Origin of the sequence: Halomonas sp. 3F2F (assembly GCF_014897805.1) — a bacterium.
Lineage (GTDB): Bacteria > Pseudomonadota > Gammaproteobacteria > Pseudomonadales > Halomonadaceae > Vreelandella.
This window is the reverse complement of sequence record NZ_JABUZE010000184.1, coordinates 1-20453: the sequence shown is the minus strand read 5'-3', so window position 1 is coordinate 20453 and position 20453 is coordinate 1. Positions and strand designations below refer to the sequence as shown.

The 20453-nt window shown below is 55.4% G+C and carries 16 protein-coding genes; 10 read left to right on the top strand and 6 right to left on the bottom strand.

Annotated features, from left to right (window positions below; genetic code table 11):
• The first annotated feature begins 5 nt into the window (after nucleotides 1-5).
• On the top strand, nucleotides 6-1112 hold the full coding sequence (locus INT21_RS18900) for a class II histone deacetylase (RefSeq protein WP_193085581.1): 1107 nt from the start codon (nucleotides 6-8) through the stop codon (nucleotides 1110-1112).
• Nucleotides 1109-2065 (top strand): branched-chain amino acid transaminase, encoded by a 957-nt coding sequence (locus INT21_RS18895; RefSeq protein WP_193068547.1) that lies wholly within the window; start codon nucleotides 1109-1111, stop codon nucleotides 2063-2065. The genes INT21_RS18900 and INT21_RS18895 overlap by 4 nt, the downstream gene beginning before the upstream one ends.
• Nucleotides 2066-2284: 219 nt before the next feature.
• Here INT21_RS18895 and INT21_RS18890 read toward each other — a convergent pair whose 3' ends face one another.
• The 6 genes from INT21_RS18890 to INT21_RS18865 form a co-directional block, all read right to left on the bottom strand.
• Nucleotides 2285-3394 carry a pyridoxal phosphate-dependent aminotransferase gene (locus INT21_RS18890; protein WP_193068548.1) on the bottom strand — a complete coding sequence of 370 codons (1110 nt, stop codon included), beginning with the start codon at nucleotides 3392-3394 and terminating at the stop codon, nucleotides 2285-2287.
• 25 nt (nucleotides 3395-3419) lie between these two features.
• A complete protein-coding gene (locus INT21_RS18885; RefSeq protein WP_193068549.1) occupies nucleotides 3420-4802 on the bottom strand; it encodes an FAD-binding oxidoreductase in 1383 nt (460 codons plus the stop codon).
• A 35-nt stretch (nucleotides 4803-4837) separates the two neighbouring features.
• The gene (locus INT21_RS18880; protein WP_193085580.1) at nucleotides 4838-6493 is read right to left on the bottom strand and encodes an ABC transporter ATP-binding protein; all 1656 of its coding nucleotides are present in this window, start codon (nucleotides 6491-6493) and stop codon (nucleotides 4838-4840) included.
• A gap of 9 nt (nucleotides 6494-6502) precedes the next feature.
• Nucleotides 6503-7336, bottom strand: a complete 834-nt coding sequence (locus INT21_RS18875) for an ABC transporter permease (RefSeq protein WP_193085579.1) — start codon at nucleotides 7334-7336, stop codon at nucleotides 6503-6505.
• A complete protein-coding gene (locus INT21_RS18870; RefSeq protein ID WP_193085578.1) occupies nucleotides 7333-8310 on the bottom strand; it encodes an ABC transporter permease in 978 nt (325 codons plus the stop codon). The genes INT21_RS18875 and INT21_RS18870 overlap by 4 nt, the downstream gene beginning before the upstream one ends.
• 76 nt (nucleotides 8311-8386) lie before the next feature.
• Nucleotides 8387-9943, bottom strand: coding sequence for an ABC transporter substrate-binding protein (locus INT21_RS18865; RefSeq protein WP_193085577.1), 1557 nt, complete (start codon nucleotides 9941-9943; stop codon nucleotides 8387-8389).
• Between the two features lie 248 nt (nucleotides 9944-10191).
• Here INT21_RS18865 and INT21_RS18860 point away from each other — a divergent pair, with 248 nt between their 5' ends.
• The 8 genes from INT21_RS18860 to INT21_RS18825 all read left to right on the top strand — a co-directional run bounded on the left by INT21_RS18860 (nucleotide 10192) and on the right by INT21_RS18825 (nucleotide 20436).
• Complete coding sequence (locus INT21_RS18860; protein ID WP_089039113.1) at nucleotides 10192-10866, top strand: GntR family transcriptional regulator; 675 nt, start codon at nucleotides 10192-10194, stop codon at nucleotides 10864-10866.
• A 168-nt stretch (nucleotides 10867-11034) separates the two neighbouring features.
• Entirely contained in the window at nucleotides 11035-14700 is a 3666-nt protein-coding gene (locus INT21_RS18855) for an ATP-binding protein (protein WP_193085576.1), read from the top strand.
• Nucleotides 14697-15326, top strand: coding sequence for a condensin complex protein MksE (locus INT21_RS18850; protein WP_038481552.1), 630 nt, complete (start codon nucleotides 14697-14699; stop codon nucleotides 15324-15326). The genes INT21_RS18855 and INT21_RS18850 overlap by 4 nt, the downstream gene beginning before the upstream one ends.
• Nucleotides 15323-16552, top strand: coding sequence for a hypothetical protein (locus INT21_RS18845; RefSeq protein ID WP_193068553.1), 1230 nt, complete (start codon nucleotides 15323-15325; stop codon nucleotides 16550-16552). The genes INT21_RS18850 and INT21_RS18845 overlap by 4 nt, the downstream gene beginning before the upstream one ends.
• Entirely contained in the window at nucleotides 16549-17415 is an 867-nt protein-coding gene (locus INT21_RS18840; protein ID WP_193068554.1) for a DUF7281 domain-containing protein, read from the top strand. The genes INT21_RS18845 and INT21_RS18840 overlap by 4 nt, the downstream gene beginning before the upstream one ends.
• Before the next feature lie 945 nt (nucleotides 17416-18360).
• Nucleotides 18361-19182: a GNAT family N-acetyltransferase gene (locus tag INT21_RS18835; protein ID WP_226912848.1), complete on the top strand. Its 822-nt coding sequence runs from the start codon at nucleotides 18361-18363 to the stop codon at nucleotides 19180-19182.
• Between the two features lie 246 nt (nucleotides 19183-19428).
• Entirely contained in the window at nucleotides 19429-19962 is a 534-nt protein-coding gene (locus tag INT21_RS18830; protein ID WP_193068627.1) for an AAA family ATPase, read from the top strand.
• Between the two features lie 147 nt (nucleotides 19963-20109).
• Nucleotides 20110-20436 (top strand): GFA family protein, encoded by a 327-nt coding sequence (locus INT21_RS18825; protein ID WP_446719055.1) that lies wholly within the window; start codon nucleotides 20110-20112, stop codon nucleotides 20434-20436.
• Nucleotides 20437-20453 lie beyond the last annotated feature (17 nt).

Here is a 20453-nt window from a genome sequence, read left to right as displayed (position 1 = left end):
GCTCAATGAGTAAGACAGGGTTTTACTGGCACGAACGCTGCTTTTGGCACGACCAGGGGGCGATTGGTGTTTTCTCTGCTCCCGGTGAGTTTCTGCAGCCGCAGTCTGCTTCAGAAAGCCCCGAAAGCAAGCGACGACTGAAGAATATTCTTGAAGTCAGCGGCCTGATAGATGAATTGAGAGTGGTCAAACCACCCGTTGTCGCGCAGCAAGATCTGCTGCGCTTTCACACACCACGTTACCTGCAAATGCTGGCGGACGCCGATGCGAGTGGTGGTGGCAATGGCGGTGACTGCGCCCCCTTTACTCCTGGCAGCTGGGCCGCCGCAAGGCACTCCGCGGGGCTTGCCGTCGCAGCGGTTGAGGACGTGGCGCTTGGTCATGTCGATAACACTTATGCGCTTTGTCGCCCGCCGGGGCATCACGCCGAGGCGGATCAGGGGCGAGGTTTCTGTTTGCTGGGCAATATCCCGGTAGCGGTGATGCGTGCCCGAGCCCTGGGGCAAGTGAAACGGGTAGCGATTCTTGATTGGGACGTGCACCACGGTAATAGCCAGCAGTCGGCGTTTTATGCTGAGCCTGAGGTGTTTACCGTTTCCGTTCACCAAGCCGCGAACTATCCGCTTGATAGCGGTAGTTTTGACGAGCAAGGCGAAGGCGAAGGGCTAGGGACAAACCTTAACCTGCCGCTGCCGCCGGGCTGTGGTTTGGGCGCTTATCGCTATGCGATGGCGTCGCTGGTGTTGCCAGCCCTGGAAGCTTTTAACCCAGACTTAATCGTGGTGGCCTGTGGCTATGATGCCTGTGCTAAAGATCCGCTAGGCAAGATGCTGCTCAACAGTGCCGCGTTTGCCGAAATGACCGCACAGCTAAAAGCACTTGCCGCCCGTTGCTGTCAGGGGAAGCTGGTCTTCGTCCATGAAGGTGGTTACTCAGAAGGCTATGTACCGTTATGTGGACATAGCGTTATTCAAACGCTGGCAGGTAGCACCATTAGTGTCCCCGACCCGCAAAACGATGAAATTGCTGCCTGGGGGTATCAAGCCTTACAACCGCACCAGCAAGCGCTAATCGACGACTGGCGCCAACAGTGGGAGCAAGTTACGCAATGACACCGCTTTATGATCGTGATGGCTGGATTTGGCAGGATGGTGAATGGCTGGCTTGGCGAGAGGCCAAGGTTCATGTATTTACCCATACGCTGCACTATGGAATGGGCTGCTTTGAAGGTGTGCGCGCCTATGAAGGAGTGCAGGGAGCAGCACTGTTTCGGGTCGCTGAGCATACCCGCCGCTTAGCAGAGAGCGCCCACTCCTTAGATATTCCGATCGCTTTTAGCGAAGAAACGCTGATCGAGGCTCAGCAGGCGTGCTTGCGTAAAAATCAGCTGACTAACGCTTATCTTAAGCCAACGGTGTTTCTTGGCGGGGAAGGCCTTGGCCTACGAGCCAAAGGGTTAAGCACCCATGTGATGATTGCTGCCTGGGACCTTGGGCCGTATCTGTCGCCGCAGGCAACCCGCTGTGGGTTACGTGCGCTGACATCTTCTTGGGCGCGCCACCACGTCAATATCAGCCTGTGCCGTGCCAAGACCAGCGGTCATTATGTGAATTCGATGCTGGCGCTGAATACCGCCGTGAAAGCAGGGTTTGATGAAACCATCATGCTCGATCCGGAAGGCTATGTAGCCGAAGCGTCCGCCGCTAATGTTTTCTTATTGCGCGATGGTGTACTGCACACGCCCGAAGTGACGTCCTGCTTGCAGGGCATCACCCGCGATAGTGTGATTCAGTTGGCCCGCGAGGCGCTAGGCATTGAAGTACGCGAGCGACGCATCACTCGCGATGAGCTGTATACCGCCGATGAAGCGTTCTTAACCGGTACCGCTGCGGAAATTCTTCCTCTGCGTGAACTGGATGGCCGCCGCATTGGGGTAAGGGCGGGTGCGCCAGCTGTCGACGCGCCGATACCGGACGACAGCGTGACCGCGCGTCTGCAGCGCCTGTATCGCCAAGCAGTGCGCGGCGAGCTGGCCGCGTTCAAGCACTGGTTAACGCCCGCTTAGGTTCGTTGCCCGCTATTAGCGAGCGTTTTGCATTTAATTAGCGGGGGCAGTTTGCCACGAGGGCGCTGTAAACCCATCCATGGGCGCTACTTTCGCCATCTGACCGCCATGGATGGCGGAAATGCCGGAAATGTCAGGAACATTTTCCGGCCATGGCGAAAGACCCTCGTTTCAATCTGCCCCCGCACACCAACACCACTGGCAGATTTTCTAACTGAGTCAGGCATTCTCTTTAATGGCCTGCTCAAGAATCGCTAGCTGCCCTGGTTCCAGAGCATCCGCGACGGCGGTAATGCGTAAGACATGACCAAGTGCCGGGTGAGCGGGGCGGGCGATTAATCTGCCGGCTTCCAGTAGCTCGCGGTTTACCCGCTCGGCCAGTTCGGCAGTTGGTAAGCGAATGCCGATAAAGTTGGTCGCGCTCGGCAGTACGTCGGCACCCAGTGCTTGGAAATGAGCCATTAGCTGCTCTCGCCGTGCTTTTACTTCCGCAATATGTTGCTGGACTTCGGCTGGGTGATCGAGCACAACTTCTGCAGCGGCCTGGGTAAAGGTGGATACCGCGTAGTGAATGCGCACCTTCATCATCAAGGCGAGCACGTCAGGGTCAGCAATCGCATAGCCAATGCGTAAGCCTGCTAGACCGTGGGCTTTTGACAGCGTGCGTAGGCGGATGACTCCCGGAAGTGCCTTGGCGGCGAAGTCACTGTTGGCGTCATCACGAAAATCGCCATACGCCTCATCCAGCAGCAGCCAGCAGGTGTCCGGCAGTGCGTCGCGCAGTTTGAGAATGGCACTGTCGCTATGCAGATGGCCGCTAGGGTTATCGGGGTTGGCTAAATAGACCAGCTGAGCGTTTTCCTGGTGTGCTGCCGCTGCTAGCGCCTCTAAGTCAGGGGCCAGTAGCCCTGGGGCTTCAACATAGCTAAGTTCTACTAAGTGGCAACCCTGGCCTTTGGCAAAGTAACCAAAGGTTGGATAAGTACCTGCCGTGCTAACCACGGTGTCGCCCGGTGTGCAGGTGGTGCGTAGCGCTAACGCGATTAGGCTATCGGCGCCAGCATCCACCAGCAGGTGATCGAGCGGTATGCCCTGCTGGGCGCTAAGTCGCTGACGAACGCCGAGAGCTTCCGCATCGCCGTAACAATACACATGCTCGGCGACAGCATCGCCAAAATGTTCACGTAGCGCACGATGGGGCATGTCCAAGCCTTCATTAGATCCCAAGCGATGAGGGATCTCGCGACCAATGCGGCGCTCCAGAACTTTAATCCCAGGAAACGGATTAAGGGGACCTTCACCCGTAAGATGATGGGGGTAGGAGGGCATATCGATATCCTAATAGTGAAAATTTTCAGCTCAAAATTTTACCGCGATTAAGCAACTGGTGTGGGTCAAACGCCTGCTTCAATGTGTGCATTAATTCGATTTCCGCCTGAGAGCGGCAGGTGCTAAGCCAGGGGCGTTTTTCCAAACCAATGCCATGCTCTGCTGAAACAGAGCCTCCCAGCGCTTTAAGTGGCTCGTAAACCAGTGTTTCTACCGCGTGGCGCTCTTCTGGCGCATCGCTGCCAACGCTAACAGAAATATGCAGGTTGCCGTCGCCAAGATGGCCAAATACCACCAGGCGGCCATCTGGCCAGCGTTGTACCAGTTGCTTCTCTAATGCATCGGTATAGCGCTGCATATCGGCAATAGGGAGGCTGACATCAAAGGTCAATACGGGTGCCAGCCCCTTGATGAGCCCTTCAATATCTTCTCGTATCGCCCAGAGACCATCGCGTTGAGTGCTTGATTGGGCAATCACCGCATCAACGATTAAGTCGTGTTCAAATGCCTGTTCAAGCGCTTCGCGGAACTGCTCTGCATGGTGAGTTTCATCGTTGCCGAGCGACTCGATAATCACATAAAAGGGGTGCTCTGGTGGAATCGGGGGCGTGTGCCTCGCCAGCGTTTCAGTGAGCAGGCGATAGTGGTTTTGCCACATTACCTCAAACGCACCCAGGCCACCCCCAAGCGCTTTGCCCATATGGCTTAATAGCCCGGTTAGCGCGTCAAACGAGTGGCAAGCCACCAGTGCCGTTTGCTCGCTAGGGGTAGGCGGCTGAAGCCGCAGCACGGCGCGGGTAACAATCCCCAGGGTGCCTTCACTGCCAATAAATAGCTGCTTTAAATCAAACCCTGCATTGTTTTTCAGCATGCGATTCATGGAGCTGACAACACGCCCGTCGGCCATCACTGCTTCAAGCCCCAGCACCTGCTGGCGCATCATGCCGTAGCGAATCACCCTGACACCGCCAGCATTAGTCGCGATATTGCCGCCAATCGTACAGCTTCCCCGTGCGCCTAAATCCAGCGGAAACTGTAGTCCTACCTCGTTAGCGGCTTCTTGTACCCGTTGAAGGGGGGCGCCCGCTTGCACCGTTATCATGCCGCCGACCTGATCAATCTCTTCGATAGCGGTCATGCGCTCCAGGGAAATGACCAACTCTTCTGGGCTCGCCTCCGCGCCATGGACCAAACCGGTTAAGCCGCCGTGGGTCACGACGGGCTGTTTAAGCGCATGGCATGCCTGCATGACAGCCGCTAACTGTTCGGTGTCTGCCGGACGCACGATGGCGCCTGCTTGGCAGGGCGCGCCGGTCATCCAGTCAACACGGCGACTAGTGACATCATCGCCCGTGAGCACATGGGCAGAACCAACAAGTGTGCGCAGCGCCTCCAGGGTTATCTGCATGGGTGTTCCTTGGTAAATAGGTTGAAATTCAGCGATTAGGCGGTAGCCGCCACTGGCGCTTGACGACCAGGAATCGCATCAAGCAGTGACTGGGTATAGGCCTCTTTCGGCTGAAGGAATATTTGTTCAGCGCTGCCTTGTTCAACAATACGGCCATGCTGCATCACTACGATGCGATCGCAAACTTGCGCGGCGACGCGTAAATCGTGGGTAATAAACAGCAGTGAAAGCGAAAGCCGTTGCTTCAGTTCTTCTAGTAGTTCAAGCACTTGGGCTTGAATAGACACATCCAGTGCTGAGACTGCTTCATCTGCCACAATAAGCTCAGGGTTTAGCGCTAACGCACGGGCAATGCCAATGCGCTGACGCTGCCCGCCGGAAAACTCATGTGGGTAGCGCTCCACGGCGCTTGCGCCAAGGCCGACTAGCTCAAGTAGTTCTCCTGCCTGCTTGAGTGCCACATCTTTGGGTGTGCCATTGGCCATCGGCCCTTGCGCAATCGCCATGCCGACCCGAGTACGCGGGTTAAGCGAGGCGTAAGGGTCCTGGAAAATCATCTGTACGCGGTGGCGTTCACGACGTAACGCGTCGCCTTTTAGCTGTGAAAGATTAACGCCATCGAGCAACAGTTCACCGCTATCTGGGTGTTCAAGGCGTACCACACAGCGGCCAAGGGTGGATTTCCCCGATCCCGATTCACCAACAATACCCATGGTTTCACCGCGTGCCAGGGTTAGCGAGATATCATCCAGAGCACGGACTTCTCGGGCTGGCTTAAACCAGCCCCCGCGTGAACGAAAGACTTTATTAAGCTGTTTGATCTCGAGTAGCGGAGCTACCTGGCTTGTTTCACGGTGGGGCGGCACTGCATTGCTGGGAATGGCGGCAATCAGTGCTTTTGTGTAAGCGTTTTGCGGATTTTCCAGCACCTCTTTGGCTTCTCCGATTTCGACAATTTTACCATGGCGCATGACACAGACTCGGTTGGCGATTTCAGCCACGACCCCAAAATCATGAGTGATAAACATCACCGCCATACCACGGCGGCGCTGCAGATTACGAATAAGCTCAAGGATCTGCGCCTGGGTAGTTACATCCAGCGCTGTAGTGGGCTCGTCGGCGATCAACAGAACAGGCTCAAGGGCTAATGCCATGGCGATCATGACGCGTTGCCGCTGTCCACCGGATAGTTCAAAAGGGTAGGCGCTGATGGCTTTTTCTGGCTGTGGGATACCCACTTCAATCAACAGCTCCAAGGCACGTTCCTGGCGCTGTTTCGGGGTTAGTTGACCATGCGCTTCAAACACCTCGGCGATTTGGGCGCCCACTCGCATTAACGGATTAAGCGCGGTCATGGGCTCCTGAAAAATCATGCCGATTTTAAGGCCGCGCAGGGCGCGATGCTGTTTCTCGGTTAGGGTGATGACGTCTTGGCCGAGAAAGTTAACCTCACCTTGAACGGGGCGCACGCCTTTAGGGAGCAAGCCCATCACGGTGTTGGCGGCCATTGATTTCCCCGAGCCGGACTCCCCAACCACGCACATGATTTCGCCGCGATTAACGTCGTAGCTAACGTTTTCCACCGCCAAGCCACGGTCGGCGCCTTTGGGTAGCGCCACGCTTAAGTCACGAATGCTAAGCACTGTTTCAGCTGATGGGTGCTGTTTTTTAGAATCGATAGTGACCGTCATGAAGGGCTCCTAGCGCTCGCGGGAAAGTTTGGGGTTAAGCGCATCGTCTAGCCCTTCACCGACTAAGTTCAACGCCAGAACGGTGAGTAGAATCGCCACACCAGGGAAGAAACTCAGCCACCACGCTTGGCGAATAACCGTACGTGCCGCGCCAATCATGTAGCCCCAGGACATCACATTGGGGTCACCCAAGCCTAAAAACGACAGCGCCGATTCCAGCAAAATAGCGGTGGCGACCATTAATGAAGCCAGCACAATAATAGGTGACAGCGTGTTAGGCAGAATCTGACGCAAGATAATGGTGCTGTTGGTTTGGCCGACTAAGCGAGCCGCTTCAACGTATTCACGGTGCCGCAACGACATAAACTCTGCCCTTACCAAACGGGCAACCGGGGGCCAACTGACCAGCGCAATCGCCAGTACAATGGAGGTGATGCTGGGTTGCATAATCGCTACCAGCACTATTGCCAGGGCAAAGTTGGGGATGGTTTGAAAAAACTCGGTAAAGCGCATGAGTACGTCGTCAATCAGGCCTCCGTAGTACCCCGCAATCGCACCCAGCGGCACGCCAATCAGCAGGGCAACGCTGGTGGATACCAAGCCAATCAGCAACGACACCCAGGCACCATGCATTAATCCTGCAGCGACGTTGCGCCCCATGGTATCGGTGCCCAGCAGGAAACCTTCCTGGGAAAGCGGCGGTAAAAAGGGCCGCTGAACCATGCGCCAGGGAGATTCAGGAAATAGCAGCGGCGCCAGAATCGCCATGACGATAATGAGCAGCAGAATAATCAGCCCTACCAGGGCACCACGGTTTTGCGCAAAGCGTGCGAAAAAGCTCATGAGGCCCCCTTGATGCGCGGATCAGCCAAGCGGTAAACCAAGTCGGTAATAATATTGAAGACAATCACTAACGCCGCCGAGAAGAAGAAAATACCCAGCAGCAGGTTGTAGTCACGCTGCTGTAACGCTTCAAACATCAGCCGCCCGATACCCGGCCAGGCAAACACGGTTTCCGTCAAAATAGCGCCACCAACCATCTGCCCAGCCTGCAAGCCTGCCAGGGTGATGATCGGCAGTAAGGCATTGCGAAGAATGTGTCGGCGCTGAATGACGCTAGGTTTTAAACCCTTCGCACGGGCGGTTTTAACGAAGTCCTGCTGGGCTGCATCGAGCATTGAGGTGCGCGTCATGCGGGTATAAATCGCCATAAAAAATAGCGCCAGCGTGGTGGCAGGCAGTATTAAATGCGTGGCGACATCAAGCACAAGCGCGAAGCCAGTGTGGTCAGCGCCAACCGTGTAAAGACCGTAAGCGGGCAACCAGCCGAGGTAAACGGAAAACACCACCACCGACATCAGCGCTACCCAAAACAGCGGTGTGGCATAAAACACCAGGGCTAGCGCCATAATCAGTGAGCCAGAGGGCTTTTTAACCCGCGCCGCCGCCATGGAACCTGCCACAATGCCGAGTACCAGCGAGAGCACAAACGCCGTACCGGTTAGCAGTAGCGTGGCGGGCAAACGATCCATAATCAGATCAAAGACGGGCACACCAAGCCGATAGGAGTAGCCAAAATCGAGCGTGGCAATGCCCGACACGTAGCGCCACAGCTGCACGTACATCGGCTGATCGAGTCCAAACCGCTCGCGCAGCTGATTAAGAAACTCCTGATCCGCGGCACCCGCTTCGCCAGCCAGAATCGCGGCCGGGTCACCGGGGGCTAACTGAATCAGCAGGAAGTTAAAAATAACGATTAAAAACAGCACAATCACGGCTTTAAACAGCCGCATCAGAATGAGGCGCGCGTAAACCATAAGTCGTTTCCTGGCTAATACCTTCAAGACATAGCTAAAAAACCCAGGTAGCTCTCGCTACCTGGGTGGCTTGGGTTTAGCGATCTAGCCAAGCATCTTTAAAGCCGTCGTTGACACCCACGCCGGAGGTGACGAGGTTCTGCACATCACAGCGGTACAGGGTCGGGAAGCCCAGTTCCATCAGCCAGCCAACGGGCACGTCTTCGTGCAGGATTTCCTGAACTTCACTGTAAAGCGCTTCGCGCTCTTCGTCGGGGAAAGCCGTGGCCGCGGCGTTGAACAGCTCGTCGACACGCTCGTTTTCGTAGCCTTCGACGTTATTCCAGGGCGAGCCTTTGGCAATATTGTCGGAAAGGTAGGTGCGTGAAATACCCAGTGCCGGGTCGCCGTACTGGTATAGGTAGGTAAAGGCGAGGTCGTAATCCCAATCGCCCAGGCGCTGGTTCCAGCCGCCCACGTCGGTGGCTTGGGTGCTTACGTTAATGCCCACTTCACGCAGATTCTGCTGTACGGCTTCAGCCCAACGGGTCCACGTTTCACCGTAAGGAAGTGGCAGAATAGTGATCTCTTCACCGTCGTAACCCATTTCTGCCAACAGTTCACGAGCGCGCTCTGGGTTGTGATCGTAGGGTTCTAAACCGTCATGTTGGAAACGCGCGTTGGAGCCAAAGGCTGAGAGCGGCACATTGCCTAAGCCATTCCACAGCACATCTTTGGCAAACTCGCGATCCATGGCATACATCACTGCTTGGCGGAAGCGTTTGTCGGCGGTGGGGCCTTCACGGTTGTTCATCCACAGCATGGCGAAGGGGCTGAAGTATTCGTGGCCTTCTTCTGTCATACAGACGTTATCCATGGCAGATAGGCGCGGGATATCGAAGTTCTCAACGGTGCCGCTGGGCAGTACATCGATGGTGCCGTTCTCGAAGGCAACTGCACGGGAGCCACCGTCTGGGATGATGTGCCAGTTGACGCCATCCAGATAGGGGAGCCCGTCTTCGTAGTAGTCATCGTTTTTAACCAGCTCGATCACGGTGCCGCGTTCCCAATTAGCAAACTTGAAAGGGCCTGTGCCAATCGGATGGTCGTTGTGTTCGTTGTTGCGGAAGTCAGTGCCCGCATACAGATGTTCAGGCACCATGGTGAAGGTGCCTGCCTCAAAGGAGATCAGGAACGGGCCGAAGGGGTCGGTTAAGGTAAATACCACCGTGTGGTCATCCGTTGCTTCGATGCTTTCCACATGTTGTAAAACGGCCCGCGCACTGGGGTTCAGTTCGCGGTGGAAAACATCGGCAGAAAATACCACGTCATCAGCGGTGAAGGGCTCGCCGTCGTGCCAGGTAACATCTTCCCTTAGGTGAAAAGTATAGGTGCGGCCATCGTCGCTGACGTCCCATGATTCAGCCAACTGCGGCATGGGTTCCAGATCCGTGGTGTAGCGCAGCAACCCTTCATAGATATTGCCTGCCACGGTGCGTGTAGGCGCGTTTTGCACCATTCCCAGCACTAAGCCTGGCGGTTCTGGTTGAATAATAGTGTTAACCGTACCCCCTTGTTTCGGGTCGTCTGCTAGGGCAGCCGACGAAAAAGCGAGTGCTGCAGCGGAAATTGCCAAAGCCAAAGGTGTTCTCATTTTGTTTCTGCTCCTCGGTTACTAGGCCAAAGCCTGTCACGTAATGGATTTACGTTATTGTTAGGCGAGCGAGGCGTGATACAAAACAGCCCAGTTGTTGTTATGGATTTTGGTTATAGGTCGTTATATGAGGCCTTTTTGAACATAGCATTGGTTTGTAAAACTGTCGACAGTCGTCAATCGGCCGTCGACAGAATACTTTTTTGCGTCATACTAAAAGTACGTAATACCTAATAAGAGTAAACTCTATGGCCTCTTCCCCAGTGGCTCCTGGTGGCTTTATTCAACAGCAAAACCTTGTTGAACAGGTGGCCGACTATTTGACGCAAGCGATTATCCAGCAACACTTTTTGCCTGGTGAGCGGCTTTCAGAAGTGCAGCTTTCCCGGGATTTAGGCGTTAGCCGCGCGCCGGTTCGCGAAGCTGCTCGCTTATTGGAAAGTCGTGGGCTGCTGATCTCAAAACCAAGACGCGGTTTTTTTGTTAGGGCGTTGAATGCCGTTGAATTAGAGGATGTTTTCGATCTGCGGCTCTGTCTTGAACGCCATGCTATCCAGCGCTTATCGGAGCGCTACAGCAGCGACGCTGAGCGCGCGCTAAAACAGCAGGTAGAGATTTTGTGCGACGCGGCAGTCAGCAATGATGGAACACGCCGTATTGAGGAGGATCTGCAGTTTCACCGCTTAATGATTCATCACGCGGGTAATGAGCGGCTGCTGCGGGCATTTGATGGCTTAACCCACGAACTTCGCCTGTGCATTACGCTGATCACCAAAACCCACGAAGCCCCCGACACCATTGCCACCAGTCACTTTAAGCTGCTGGATGCATTAGGTAGCGGCAGTTCCGAGGCTTGCCGTGAGGCCATTGATTACCATATAGGCGTTGCTAGGGATTTTGTGGTCAACAGCGTGGGAGAGTGACTAAGAGAGCGAATGAAGAGTGAGAGGTAGGAATACAAATGGTGTTAGCAGTCGATCACAATGTGCACTGCCATTAGATAAATCAATAGTTCACACCTGAACAGATGTCGCCTTGCTCCAGGTCTGGCAAGATAGCGTTTTCGGACGTTTGACGATCAAGGACACGGCATGGCGCATTTGCTACGCATCGTTATGATTCACGGCCACTTGTCGGGGGTGGTTGAACTCAATGTGGATGGCCACACCAATATTTGCGGCACCAACGCGTCAGGCAAAACCACGCTTCAGCGGTTAGTGCCGGTGTTTTACGGTGAGCTGCCCAATAAGGTGGTGCCGAAAACCCGCATGAAGTTTGATGCCTTCTACTTGCCCACTCGTCAAAGCTATCTCGTTTACGAATACCGCCGCGAAGCAGGCAATGTTTGCCAAGTCGTGCTGACGCGCAAGCAAGAAGGTGGCGTGGAGTACCGTTTTGTCGGTGCCCCTTACCGGCCAGAAGACTATCTGATCGAAACTGAAAAAGGCCCCTTAGCGCTGGAGTACCCACAGTGGTCTAGCGGACTGCGTCGCAGCGGGATTGCTGTCTCTTCCAAATTGGGAGCCACCTCCGAGTTTCGCTCGGTGATTCAAAACGATTTTACCCAGCTGCACGGTAATAGCCGCGATGGATTAAAGCTGCGCCAAATTGCAGCGCAGTTTAGTTTGGTTAACCCTGAACGGCGTATCCGTCATATCGAAAAACTGGTGTCTGCTGTGCATGCGAAAGAGGGCAAGATGGATACCCTCAAAACCATGCTGGCGGCAATTTTCGAAGAGGATGGCGTCGAGCTGCCGGTCACCCGCATTCGCAGTGCCAAAGCGCGGGAGTGGATTGCCCAGATGCGCCAGTCCATGCGCCTGGAGCCGCTGCAAGCCTCGCTGACTAAGCTTGGCGGTATCGACCGCGAATTGGCCCAGTTAGAGACCACGCTTTGGCAGTTGAAACCCCAGCTAAGCGCCGACCATCAGCAGGCAGAGCAGCGCACTGCGGACCTGGATGGTGAGTTAAACCGCCACCAGCGCGAGTTCCAACAGCGTGAAAATGCCTACACCCAGCAGCGCGATGAGCTGAACGACCGCCACAGTGAAGTCGCAAGCGACTTGCAGCACACGCAGCGCCGCCTAAATGATCTGCAAACCCAGTTTGAGCACTACGCCGATGCCGACATGACTGGCCTGGAGCGAGACATCAACGCCTTGCCCCAGTGGCGTGAACAGCGTGATCAGCTTCAGAAGCATCTGCAGGTCATGCAAGACGCGGTAAAAGAGAGCCAGGCGCGCTTAGATGGCCGGTTACGCGAGCTTTCCGAAGCACTTGCCCGCCAAACCCAAGAAAACCAGGAGTTGATAGATGCCCTGGTCGAGGAAAAAGCCCAACGCCGAGAGCAGCAATGGCAAGCCGAACAGCAGCATAACGAGCGCTATCAGCAAGAGCGCCAACGGCTAGAGGGTGAGTATCAAGCGCAGTTAGAGCTGGGTGTTGAGCAGCTTGCCGAATTAAAAGCGCAGCTGGCAATGCCCACCCAAACCGTTGAAGAGGCTCAAGAAGCCGAGCTTGCCCAAGCGCGTTTAGACCAAACACAGCAGGAACGCAGCGCCGCTGCGGCCACGTTGGAAGCTCTACGCCGCGAGCTTGAAAGCCACAAACGTGAACGCGATGCCGCCGAGCAGCAGTTGGTGCAGTGTCGTCAGCAGCGTGAGCGGGCCGAACAGCACTGCTATGCACTCTATCAACAGCGCGACCCCGAACAGGGCAGCTTGCGCCACTTCTTGCGCTACCACCGCCCCGGCTGGGAGCAGCAACTCGGCAAGGTCATTGCCCCAGAACTGCTTGAACGTCGAGATCTCGCCCCGCAGCTTGCTGAAGACGCCAGCGATGACCTGTTCGGGCTAGCGCTGGACCTAAGCGCTATTGCGCTGCCGGATTACGCTCAAGACGAAGCCAGTTTGCTGGCGGCGATTGAAGAGGCGGATGGCGCTAAACAGCGTGCTCAAACGGAATGTGTCGCTGCCGAAAAAGCCCTAAAGCAGTACAACGAACGGGTTCAGCAGGCTGATGAGGCGCAAGATCAGGCGCGCATGGGGTATCAGCGGGCCGAACAGGAAGTGGAGTATGCCCTTGAGGCTCGCCGCCAGCAGCAAGAGCGCCATACCAAGCGTCAGCAGGCTCGCCGAGCCGAGCACCAAGCGGCGTTGACTCGCCAAGAGCAGGCCCAGGCCGAACTGCGCGAAGAGAAACGCCAAGCGCTAGCCGAACTTGCCGAAACCCATCAAGGCCAGTTGCTGGAGTTAAAAGCCGACGCGCAAAGCCAGCTGGATAGCCTGGATGCGCAGTTACGCCAGTACAAACAGCAGCTTAGCGACGCTAACGCCGAGCATCAGCGCCAGCGTAGTGAGCTGGAAGCCGCCTTCAGTCAGGAGCTTGCCGAGCAGGGCGTGGACCCCGCACAGCTTCAGGAAACGAAGAAACGCCTAGAGCAGCAGAGTGAACGTATTCGTAAAATTGCTGCTCGCCAGGAAGAGCTCACCGATTATCAACGCTTTATGCGCGTGGAGTGGAGCCAGCACAAGCCCCAGCTAGTGGCTCAGGAAGCGGAACTTGTTCAGCTTGACCAGCAGTTGAAGCGCGAAAAAGCACGCCTCAAGAACGACTTCCATGCTGCACGTGAAGCGCATCAAACGGCGGTTAATGAACTAAAAATTCAGCGCGCAAATGCCCACGGCAGCGTAGAAGCCCTTAAGCCTTTACTGACCCAGCTGGAAAGTTTGGACATCGTTGCAGAGAGTGCGCCCTTAGCGGAGGCCGTGGGTGACATGGAGGAGCGCATTGAGCGTGCGCGCCAAGCGTTAACCAGCCGCCATCAGCAGCTGGAGCAGCTTCGCCGGGGCTGCCTGGAGGTAGAAAGCCAGCTGATTAAAGATGCCAGCAGCGGCTTTGCCGATGCACTGCAAAGCGAACGTGAGAAGCTGCCAAACGACAGCCCACGACTGGTGTTGCCGCTGCTGCGCGACATGCTAAAACTATTGGAAGATCAACAGCAGCAGCTGATTCAGGAAGGGCGCAATTTAAGCGATGATCTGGATAAATTCTTTATTGTCTTCCGAGATTTAAATCGCCGTATCAGTGCGCAAAGTCGTCGGCTTTCCGACGAAGTGGCGGATGACCTGCGTTTAGAAGGTATCAGCAAAGCGGAAGTGCGCATTCAATCGACGATTGATGAACTAGGCTTCTGGGAGCCTTTAAAGCTGTTCGCCCAGCGTTATAAAGCGTGGCGGGAATCTGGCCAGATGCTGCCCAGCGACGATTATCTTAATGCACTGGCCGATGTGGTCGATTTGCTGCGCAGCGACCAGCAGTACAGTTTCGAAAGCCTGCTGCGCCTTGAACTGCACCTAAACGAAGGCGGCACTGACCTGGTGATCAAAAACGACCGCCAGCTGTTGGAGTCTTCCAGCCATGGCATGGCCTACCTGATTTTGTGTAAGTTCCTGCTGGCGTTTACGCGGCTGCTGCGGGGGGATGCGCAAATCGCTATCCATTGGCCGATTGATGAAATTGGCACGCTGGCCTATCACAATGTCGAAAAGTTGTTCGACGCTTGTGACAGCAACCGTATCCACATTGTGGGGGCTTTCCCCAACCCAGAATCGGATGTGCTGCTGCTGTTTGCTAATCGCTACCTGATTGAGCGGGACCCTAACCAGCCCAACCAGCGCCTGCTAAAACGTATTGAGCCGCGCCTTAGCCCGCTTGCGCAGCGGATCAAGGAGCGTCAGCAAGAGGTGACCGCATGATCGAACACGGCCCGCTACTGGAACGCTTGCTGGCTGGCGAGTTTGTCTGCGCCGTCAGTGATGACAACGCCTTCCGCCACCTGGCAAATGAAGAGACCCGCGACGCGATTGATGACTACCTGCGCCCGCTCAACCGCAGGCTGGCGAGCAATGATGAAGGCAGTGTCTACTTTTTAGCTTGGCGACAGCTGAACGAGGCCGCTCGGGAGCAGCTATCGCGCCAGTTGAGTGACACGGTCAACAGCCTGTTGCCATTGCTGGAATGGCTGCAGCTGGTTCAAGAAGCGCTAGGCCGCGACACCTTGGCGGCCCCTGGCGACGTGCTCAAGCCCGCAGAGTTCAGCGCTAAGTGCGAAGACAACCAAAGCCTGCGTGAGCGTTTGGAACGGCTAGCCACAGACAGCTTCTTTGGTTCCCAGAGCGACCAGTTAGATGCCCAAGTGAAGCAGCTATTTAAACGCTTGAAAGAGCATGGCTACTTGCTGCAGCCCCACACTGAGCGTCAGGTGTTTGTGGTCACCGGTAAAATTGATTACCTAATCGAGGTGGTGCGCTTTATCCGCGATGAGGAAAACTTGCCCATTGATGCGGAGCGGGAAGAGGGTGCCCAGGAGGCGCTGCTGTGAGCGAACTGGAAAGCCGCCTGCTAAAAACCGGCGCTGAACGGCTGGCGCTGTTGGGCAAGCATGCCGAACGACTGATGCAGGGCTACACTCGCGATGACGTGCCGCTAGACGGACTCAACGACAGTGCGCTGCGCAAGCTGTTGGCCGCTCGAGTGTTATGGCGGCCAGATGAACAGAGCGGCGTAAAGCTCTCTCCTAAAGTGCGCGAACTGATCGCTGAAATGCTCGCCGACGAAACCCGCCGCCATGTAAATGCCGATGTCGCGGAAACCCTTGAGCTAGTGCGTTCGTTGGTGCACAGCTACCGTGAAGCTCGCAGCCGAGGTGAGCATTGGCAACAGGAGCAGCAGTTGCTGCGCCTACGACAGGAAGTTGACGATCTAAACGGCCGTTTTGCCGATGCCATTGATAGCCTTTGGCAACGGCTCAATAGCGATTTCGGCTTTGTGAGCCAGTTGAGCGATAAGATCCGCGAAAACGACCGCGCCCAGAAGCAGATTGTTAGGTTGTTGGATGGCCTAGCACTGATCGACTTCGACGAGCTGATTGCGTTAGTAGGCAGCGATGGCAGCCTGCGCAAGCTACTCATCAGCCAGCTACAGCAGCGCTTAAGCCACCATTACACCAGCCTGCGGGAAGTGCAACGGCGGTTAATTGAGCTAATGGCACGCTTTCGCAAACAGCAGGCACGCAGCCGCTTGATCAGCGGCATGGTCGCGTTTATGCGCGAACATCCAGGCTTTGTGCCGAGTAATTACGCCAAACGCAGCGACGTACCAGCGTTGTTCAACCACGCTGCGCCATTAAATGCCGCCGCTGCGCCAGCGCTAGATCGCGCGCTGGAAAGTCGCGTGCTGGCCGAACTGCTGCATGAATTGCCAACCCCGCGCCATGCCACGCAAACCGTTGAATCGGCAGTGCCTGCGCTCACACCGGAAGATAACCTTGCCGCTGCGCGCCAGCAGGCGCTTAAACAAGATGTCGAACGCTTTTACCTCGCGGTGTTAGACCAGCCCTCCGCCGAGCCAATCAGCGCCCTCGCTTATCTGTATGACAGCCAGCTCGATTGGCCCGATGAAATTTGGCTGTTTCAGGTTATCTCCGAATACCAGGGCTTGCCGCGTAGCGAGCAACAGGCGTTTCGCCTACATCAAGACGAATCACCAGCCAGCCCATTTAATGATCTGCGCCTGATTCACGACGTTGCACTGGCGGTGGCGGTATGACGTTATCAGGCCGCGCCCGTGCCGGGCTTAACAGTGTTGTTCGAGAGCTTAACTGCCAGCCCGTGGTAGAAAAATCTCGTGGCAAGTGGGTCGAAGATGTAGTGGCATGGTGCCATCAGCAAGATATTGATCTGACCATGCGGATTTCCAACCAAGCGCTGCGCTTTGACGCCACGCTAATGGCGCAAATCAACAGCATGTTGGAGAGTGACCGTTTGGCACCGCTAGGGCGCTCGTTAAGTGGTTTAAGCAGTGCCGCCCAAGCAGCTGAAGGCGTTGAAGAGGATAAAAGCCGCCGCGAAGGCCCTCGTGCAAAACGCGTGCTGATTAACTTGCCGCCGCAGCCCTCTGCATGGCTTGCGCCAGAGCCGCGCAGCATACGCGATGTTGATGTAAGCGGCTTGAAACTGTCGGTGTTTGGTGCGCTCGTCCAAGTGGAAAACCTGGATAGCTTCTACGCGTTTTCGCCAGAGATAGCAGCGCTGAGCGGCTACGCTAACCCGCTGGTCGTTTACCGGGGTGACAGCCATTACGGTGGTGGCTTTGCCCAACTGACAACAGCATGGCGCAAAACCAATCGGCCACACCTCTACGCCGGTGACTTCGATGCCAAGGGCGTGACCCTAGCCCTAGACAGCGGCGCCACGCATTTACTACTACCCGACATCGAGTGGCTTACCCAGCACGTCACGCCCCTACACCAACCCGCTGAACAACTGCCATTCCAACGCCGCCTACGTCAACTTAACGTTACGTTGCCTAGCCACCACCTTCTACGCCCATACTTAACCCTGCTGGAAAAACAGCGCGGGCTAAAACAGCAATGGTTCGGAGGGGAGCTGGTATGTGTATCGCTCAGTTAAAAGCAGTCTTAGGGCTGTAATGCCGGTCGGTTAAGGCTGACTGGCATTAGCCGATGGGCTGGGTTTTTTTGTTTAATAAGTGCCTTAAAATGACTCCACCCAAGTCCTCCGAGCCGCCCCCGTCATTCCCGCAGGCCCTGCCACTTAGTCATTCCCGCAGGCCCCGCCACTTCGTCATTCCCGCAGGCCCTTAGCGGGAATCCATGTTGACCTGGGGTTTCGAGCTGCTGCAGGTCAAGGTGGATTCCCGATAACCCCACTCGGGAATGACAGTGCGGTGACTCGGGAATGATGTGCGGTGCACGCTTAGGGAGGTGGCCGCGTTGCTATGGGGCTAGGGGGGAATGCTAGCCAGCCTTAAATGTCTGGCATTAGCCGATGGGCTGGGTTTTTTGTTTAATTAAGTGCCTGAATATGACTCCACCCCAGCCCTCCGAGCCGCCCTCGTCATTCCCGCAGGCCCTTAGCGGGAATCCATGTTGACCTGGGATTTCGGGCTGCTCCAGGTCAAGGTCAAGGTAGATTCCCGATAACCCCACTCGGGAATGACAGTGCGGTGGCTCGGGAATGATGTGCGGTGCTCGCTTTGCTATATGGGGCTAGGGGATAATGCCAGTCAGCCTTAAATGACTGGCATTAGCCTTAGGGCTGTCACTTAACTCTACTATTTCAAGCTCTTCCTTAATTGACCGCTAACAGGCTTGCCGACAAGCGACGTTTGGATAGCTTGCCAACATTGTCTGTGCCCTAAAGGGGATGAATGGAGGAGGGGCAGGTGAGATGGCGACAACAATCGGTTTCGAGCCTAAGCGGCCATCTGCCAGTGCATATTTACAGATCCTGTTAGTTAGCAATGCGCGCTTTTCTGATAAGGCCTAATCTATAAGGACGTTTTCATGTTCCGTAGAGCAACCAATGAACAATAACCGCTATAGGATTAGGGCGATGAGTCGCGAAGAGTTGGGCCTCGCGATGGAATGGGCCGCAAAGGAAGGCTGGAATCCGGGGCTCCACGATGCCGACTGCTATTTTTCCGCCGATCCGAAGGGTTTCCTCGTCGGCCTGCTTGACGACGAGCCTATCGCCACCATCTCGGTGATCAAATACGACGACGCCTTTGGTTTTCTTGGCTTCTATATTGTCAAGCCGGAATACCGGGGACAAGGGTATGGGCTTCAACTGTGGCAGGCTGGGATGAGCTATCTTCAAGGCCTTCACATTGGGCTCGATGGTGTCGTCGATCAGCAGGAAAATTATCGGAAATCCGGTTTTACGCTGGCCTATCGCAACATTCGCTACGAGGGAGTGGGGGGCGGAAAGGCGCCCCAGCACGCTGGGATCGTCGAGCTATCCAGCCTGCCTTTTGAGACCATTGACGCCTATGGGCGGCCCTTTTTCCCTGCCAATAGGGAACAGTTCACCCGCGCCTGGATCAGCCAGCCCGATGGTCATGCTCTGGGCGTGATGCAGCATGACAGGCTGTCTGGCTATGGGGTTATCCGGAAATGCCGCAACGGCTACAAGGTCGGTCCCCTGTTAGCGGACAGCCCGGCATTGGCCGAGTCGCTTCTTCTCGCCTTGAAAACCCGCACGACGCCATCGGACCCGATTTTCCTTGATGTGCCAGCCATCAACCCAGCGGCGGTGGCATTGGCCGAGCAGCATGGCATGAGGGTGTCATTTGAAACCGCCCGAATGTACCGGGGTGAGGCGCCAACCCTGCCGTTAACTCGCCTGTTTGGCGTGGCGTCTTTTGAAATCGGATGAGCGGGTGATGGGGAGACCGGCTTCTACTATGAAGTGACGCTCAATCCCATGGCAATCGGAGATTTCCCTCAAATCGTGAAGCACGCCCCAGTCTGGTCGCCCCGAGGGCAACCCCACGCCCTGGATCGGCTCTGCCACTCCGTTGATCCATCGCATAGGGCAAAAACTTGCTGGGTAAATAAATTAGGATGGTAAGCAGTGGAGACAGCTCGAACTCAGATTTTCTACAGCCTCATTAGGAGTGAGATGAACCATCGATTCGTAGTCACCGGCGGCCCTGGTGGTGGAAAAACGACCATTCTTAGTGCTCTAGCGGAGCGTGGATATAGCTTCGCACCGGAGTCCGCTAGGAAAATAATCAAAGAGCGGTTAGCAGCGGGGTTATCGCCTCGACCGGACCCTGTCTCTTTTGCCCAAGAGATACTTAGTGCGGATATCGAAAAGTATCAGAATGCAGCCTCCTGCGACCGTGTCATGTTGTTTGATCGCGGAGTACTGGACGCGCTGTATATGCTCGATGCGGAGAGCGCATTAACGCGAGATGAAATAGCGCAATACGTTCAAAAATTTCCATATAACAGCATTGTCTTTCTTCTGCCTCCTTGGAAAGAAATTTACGATACTGATTCAGAGCGTGATCAAACGTTTGAGGAGTCCGTAGCGGTGTTTGACGGTATGAAAAGGTGGTATTCGCAGTGGGGGTACGAAACACTGGAAGTCCCACAAGGCAATATTAATGAGCGTGTTGCGTTCATTTTGCAGCGTATACATACCCCCTAACAATTCACGGTGGCGGACAATTTTTCCACCGTTTCGCGGCTCGAAATTTTCCGCAGAGCGCGGTGTTATGCGCCATATAGCCATTTTTCCAACCTCTGGGTTGGGGAAGGAGAGCGCTAACCATATCCAACGAAGAGGTAAATTGAAGTGGACACTACATCAAGTAAGGTTAAAGGCCATTGTCGTTGCGGGCAGGTAGAATTTGAGGTTAGTGCTAAGCCAATGATCACCATGGCATGTCACTGCACAGGATGTCAGCAAATGACATCTAGCGCGTTTAGCTTGAGTTCGCTTTATCCGAGCGAGGCATTCTCAATTAACTCCGGAGAGCCCGTTATCGGTGGGCTGCATGGGAACACTCGCCACTATTTCTGCGGGCATTGTATGAGCTGGCTGTTCACTCGCCCCGAAGGCATGGATAACTTTGTCAATGTTCGCTCAACGTTGCTAGCCCGGATTTCTCACAGGGTATAAAAGAAAGCGGCTGAAAG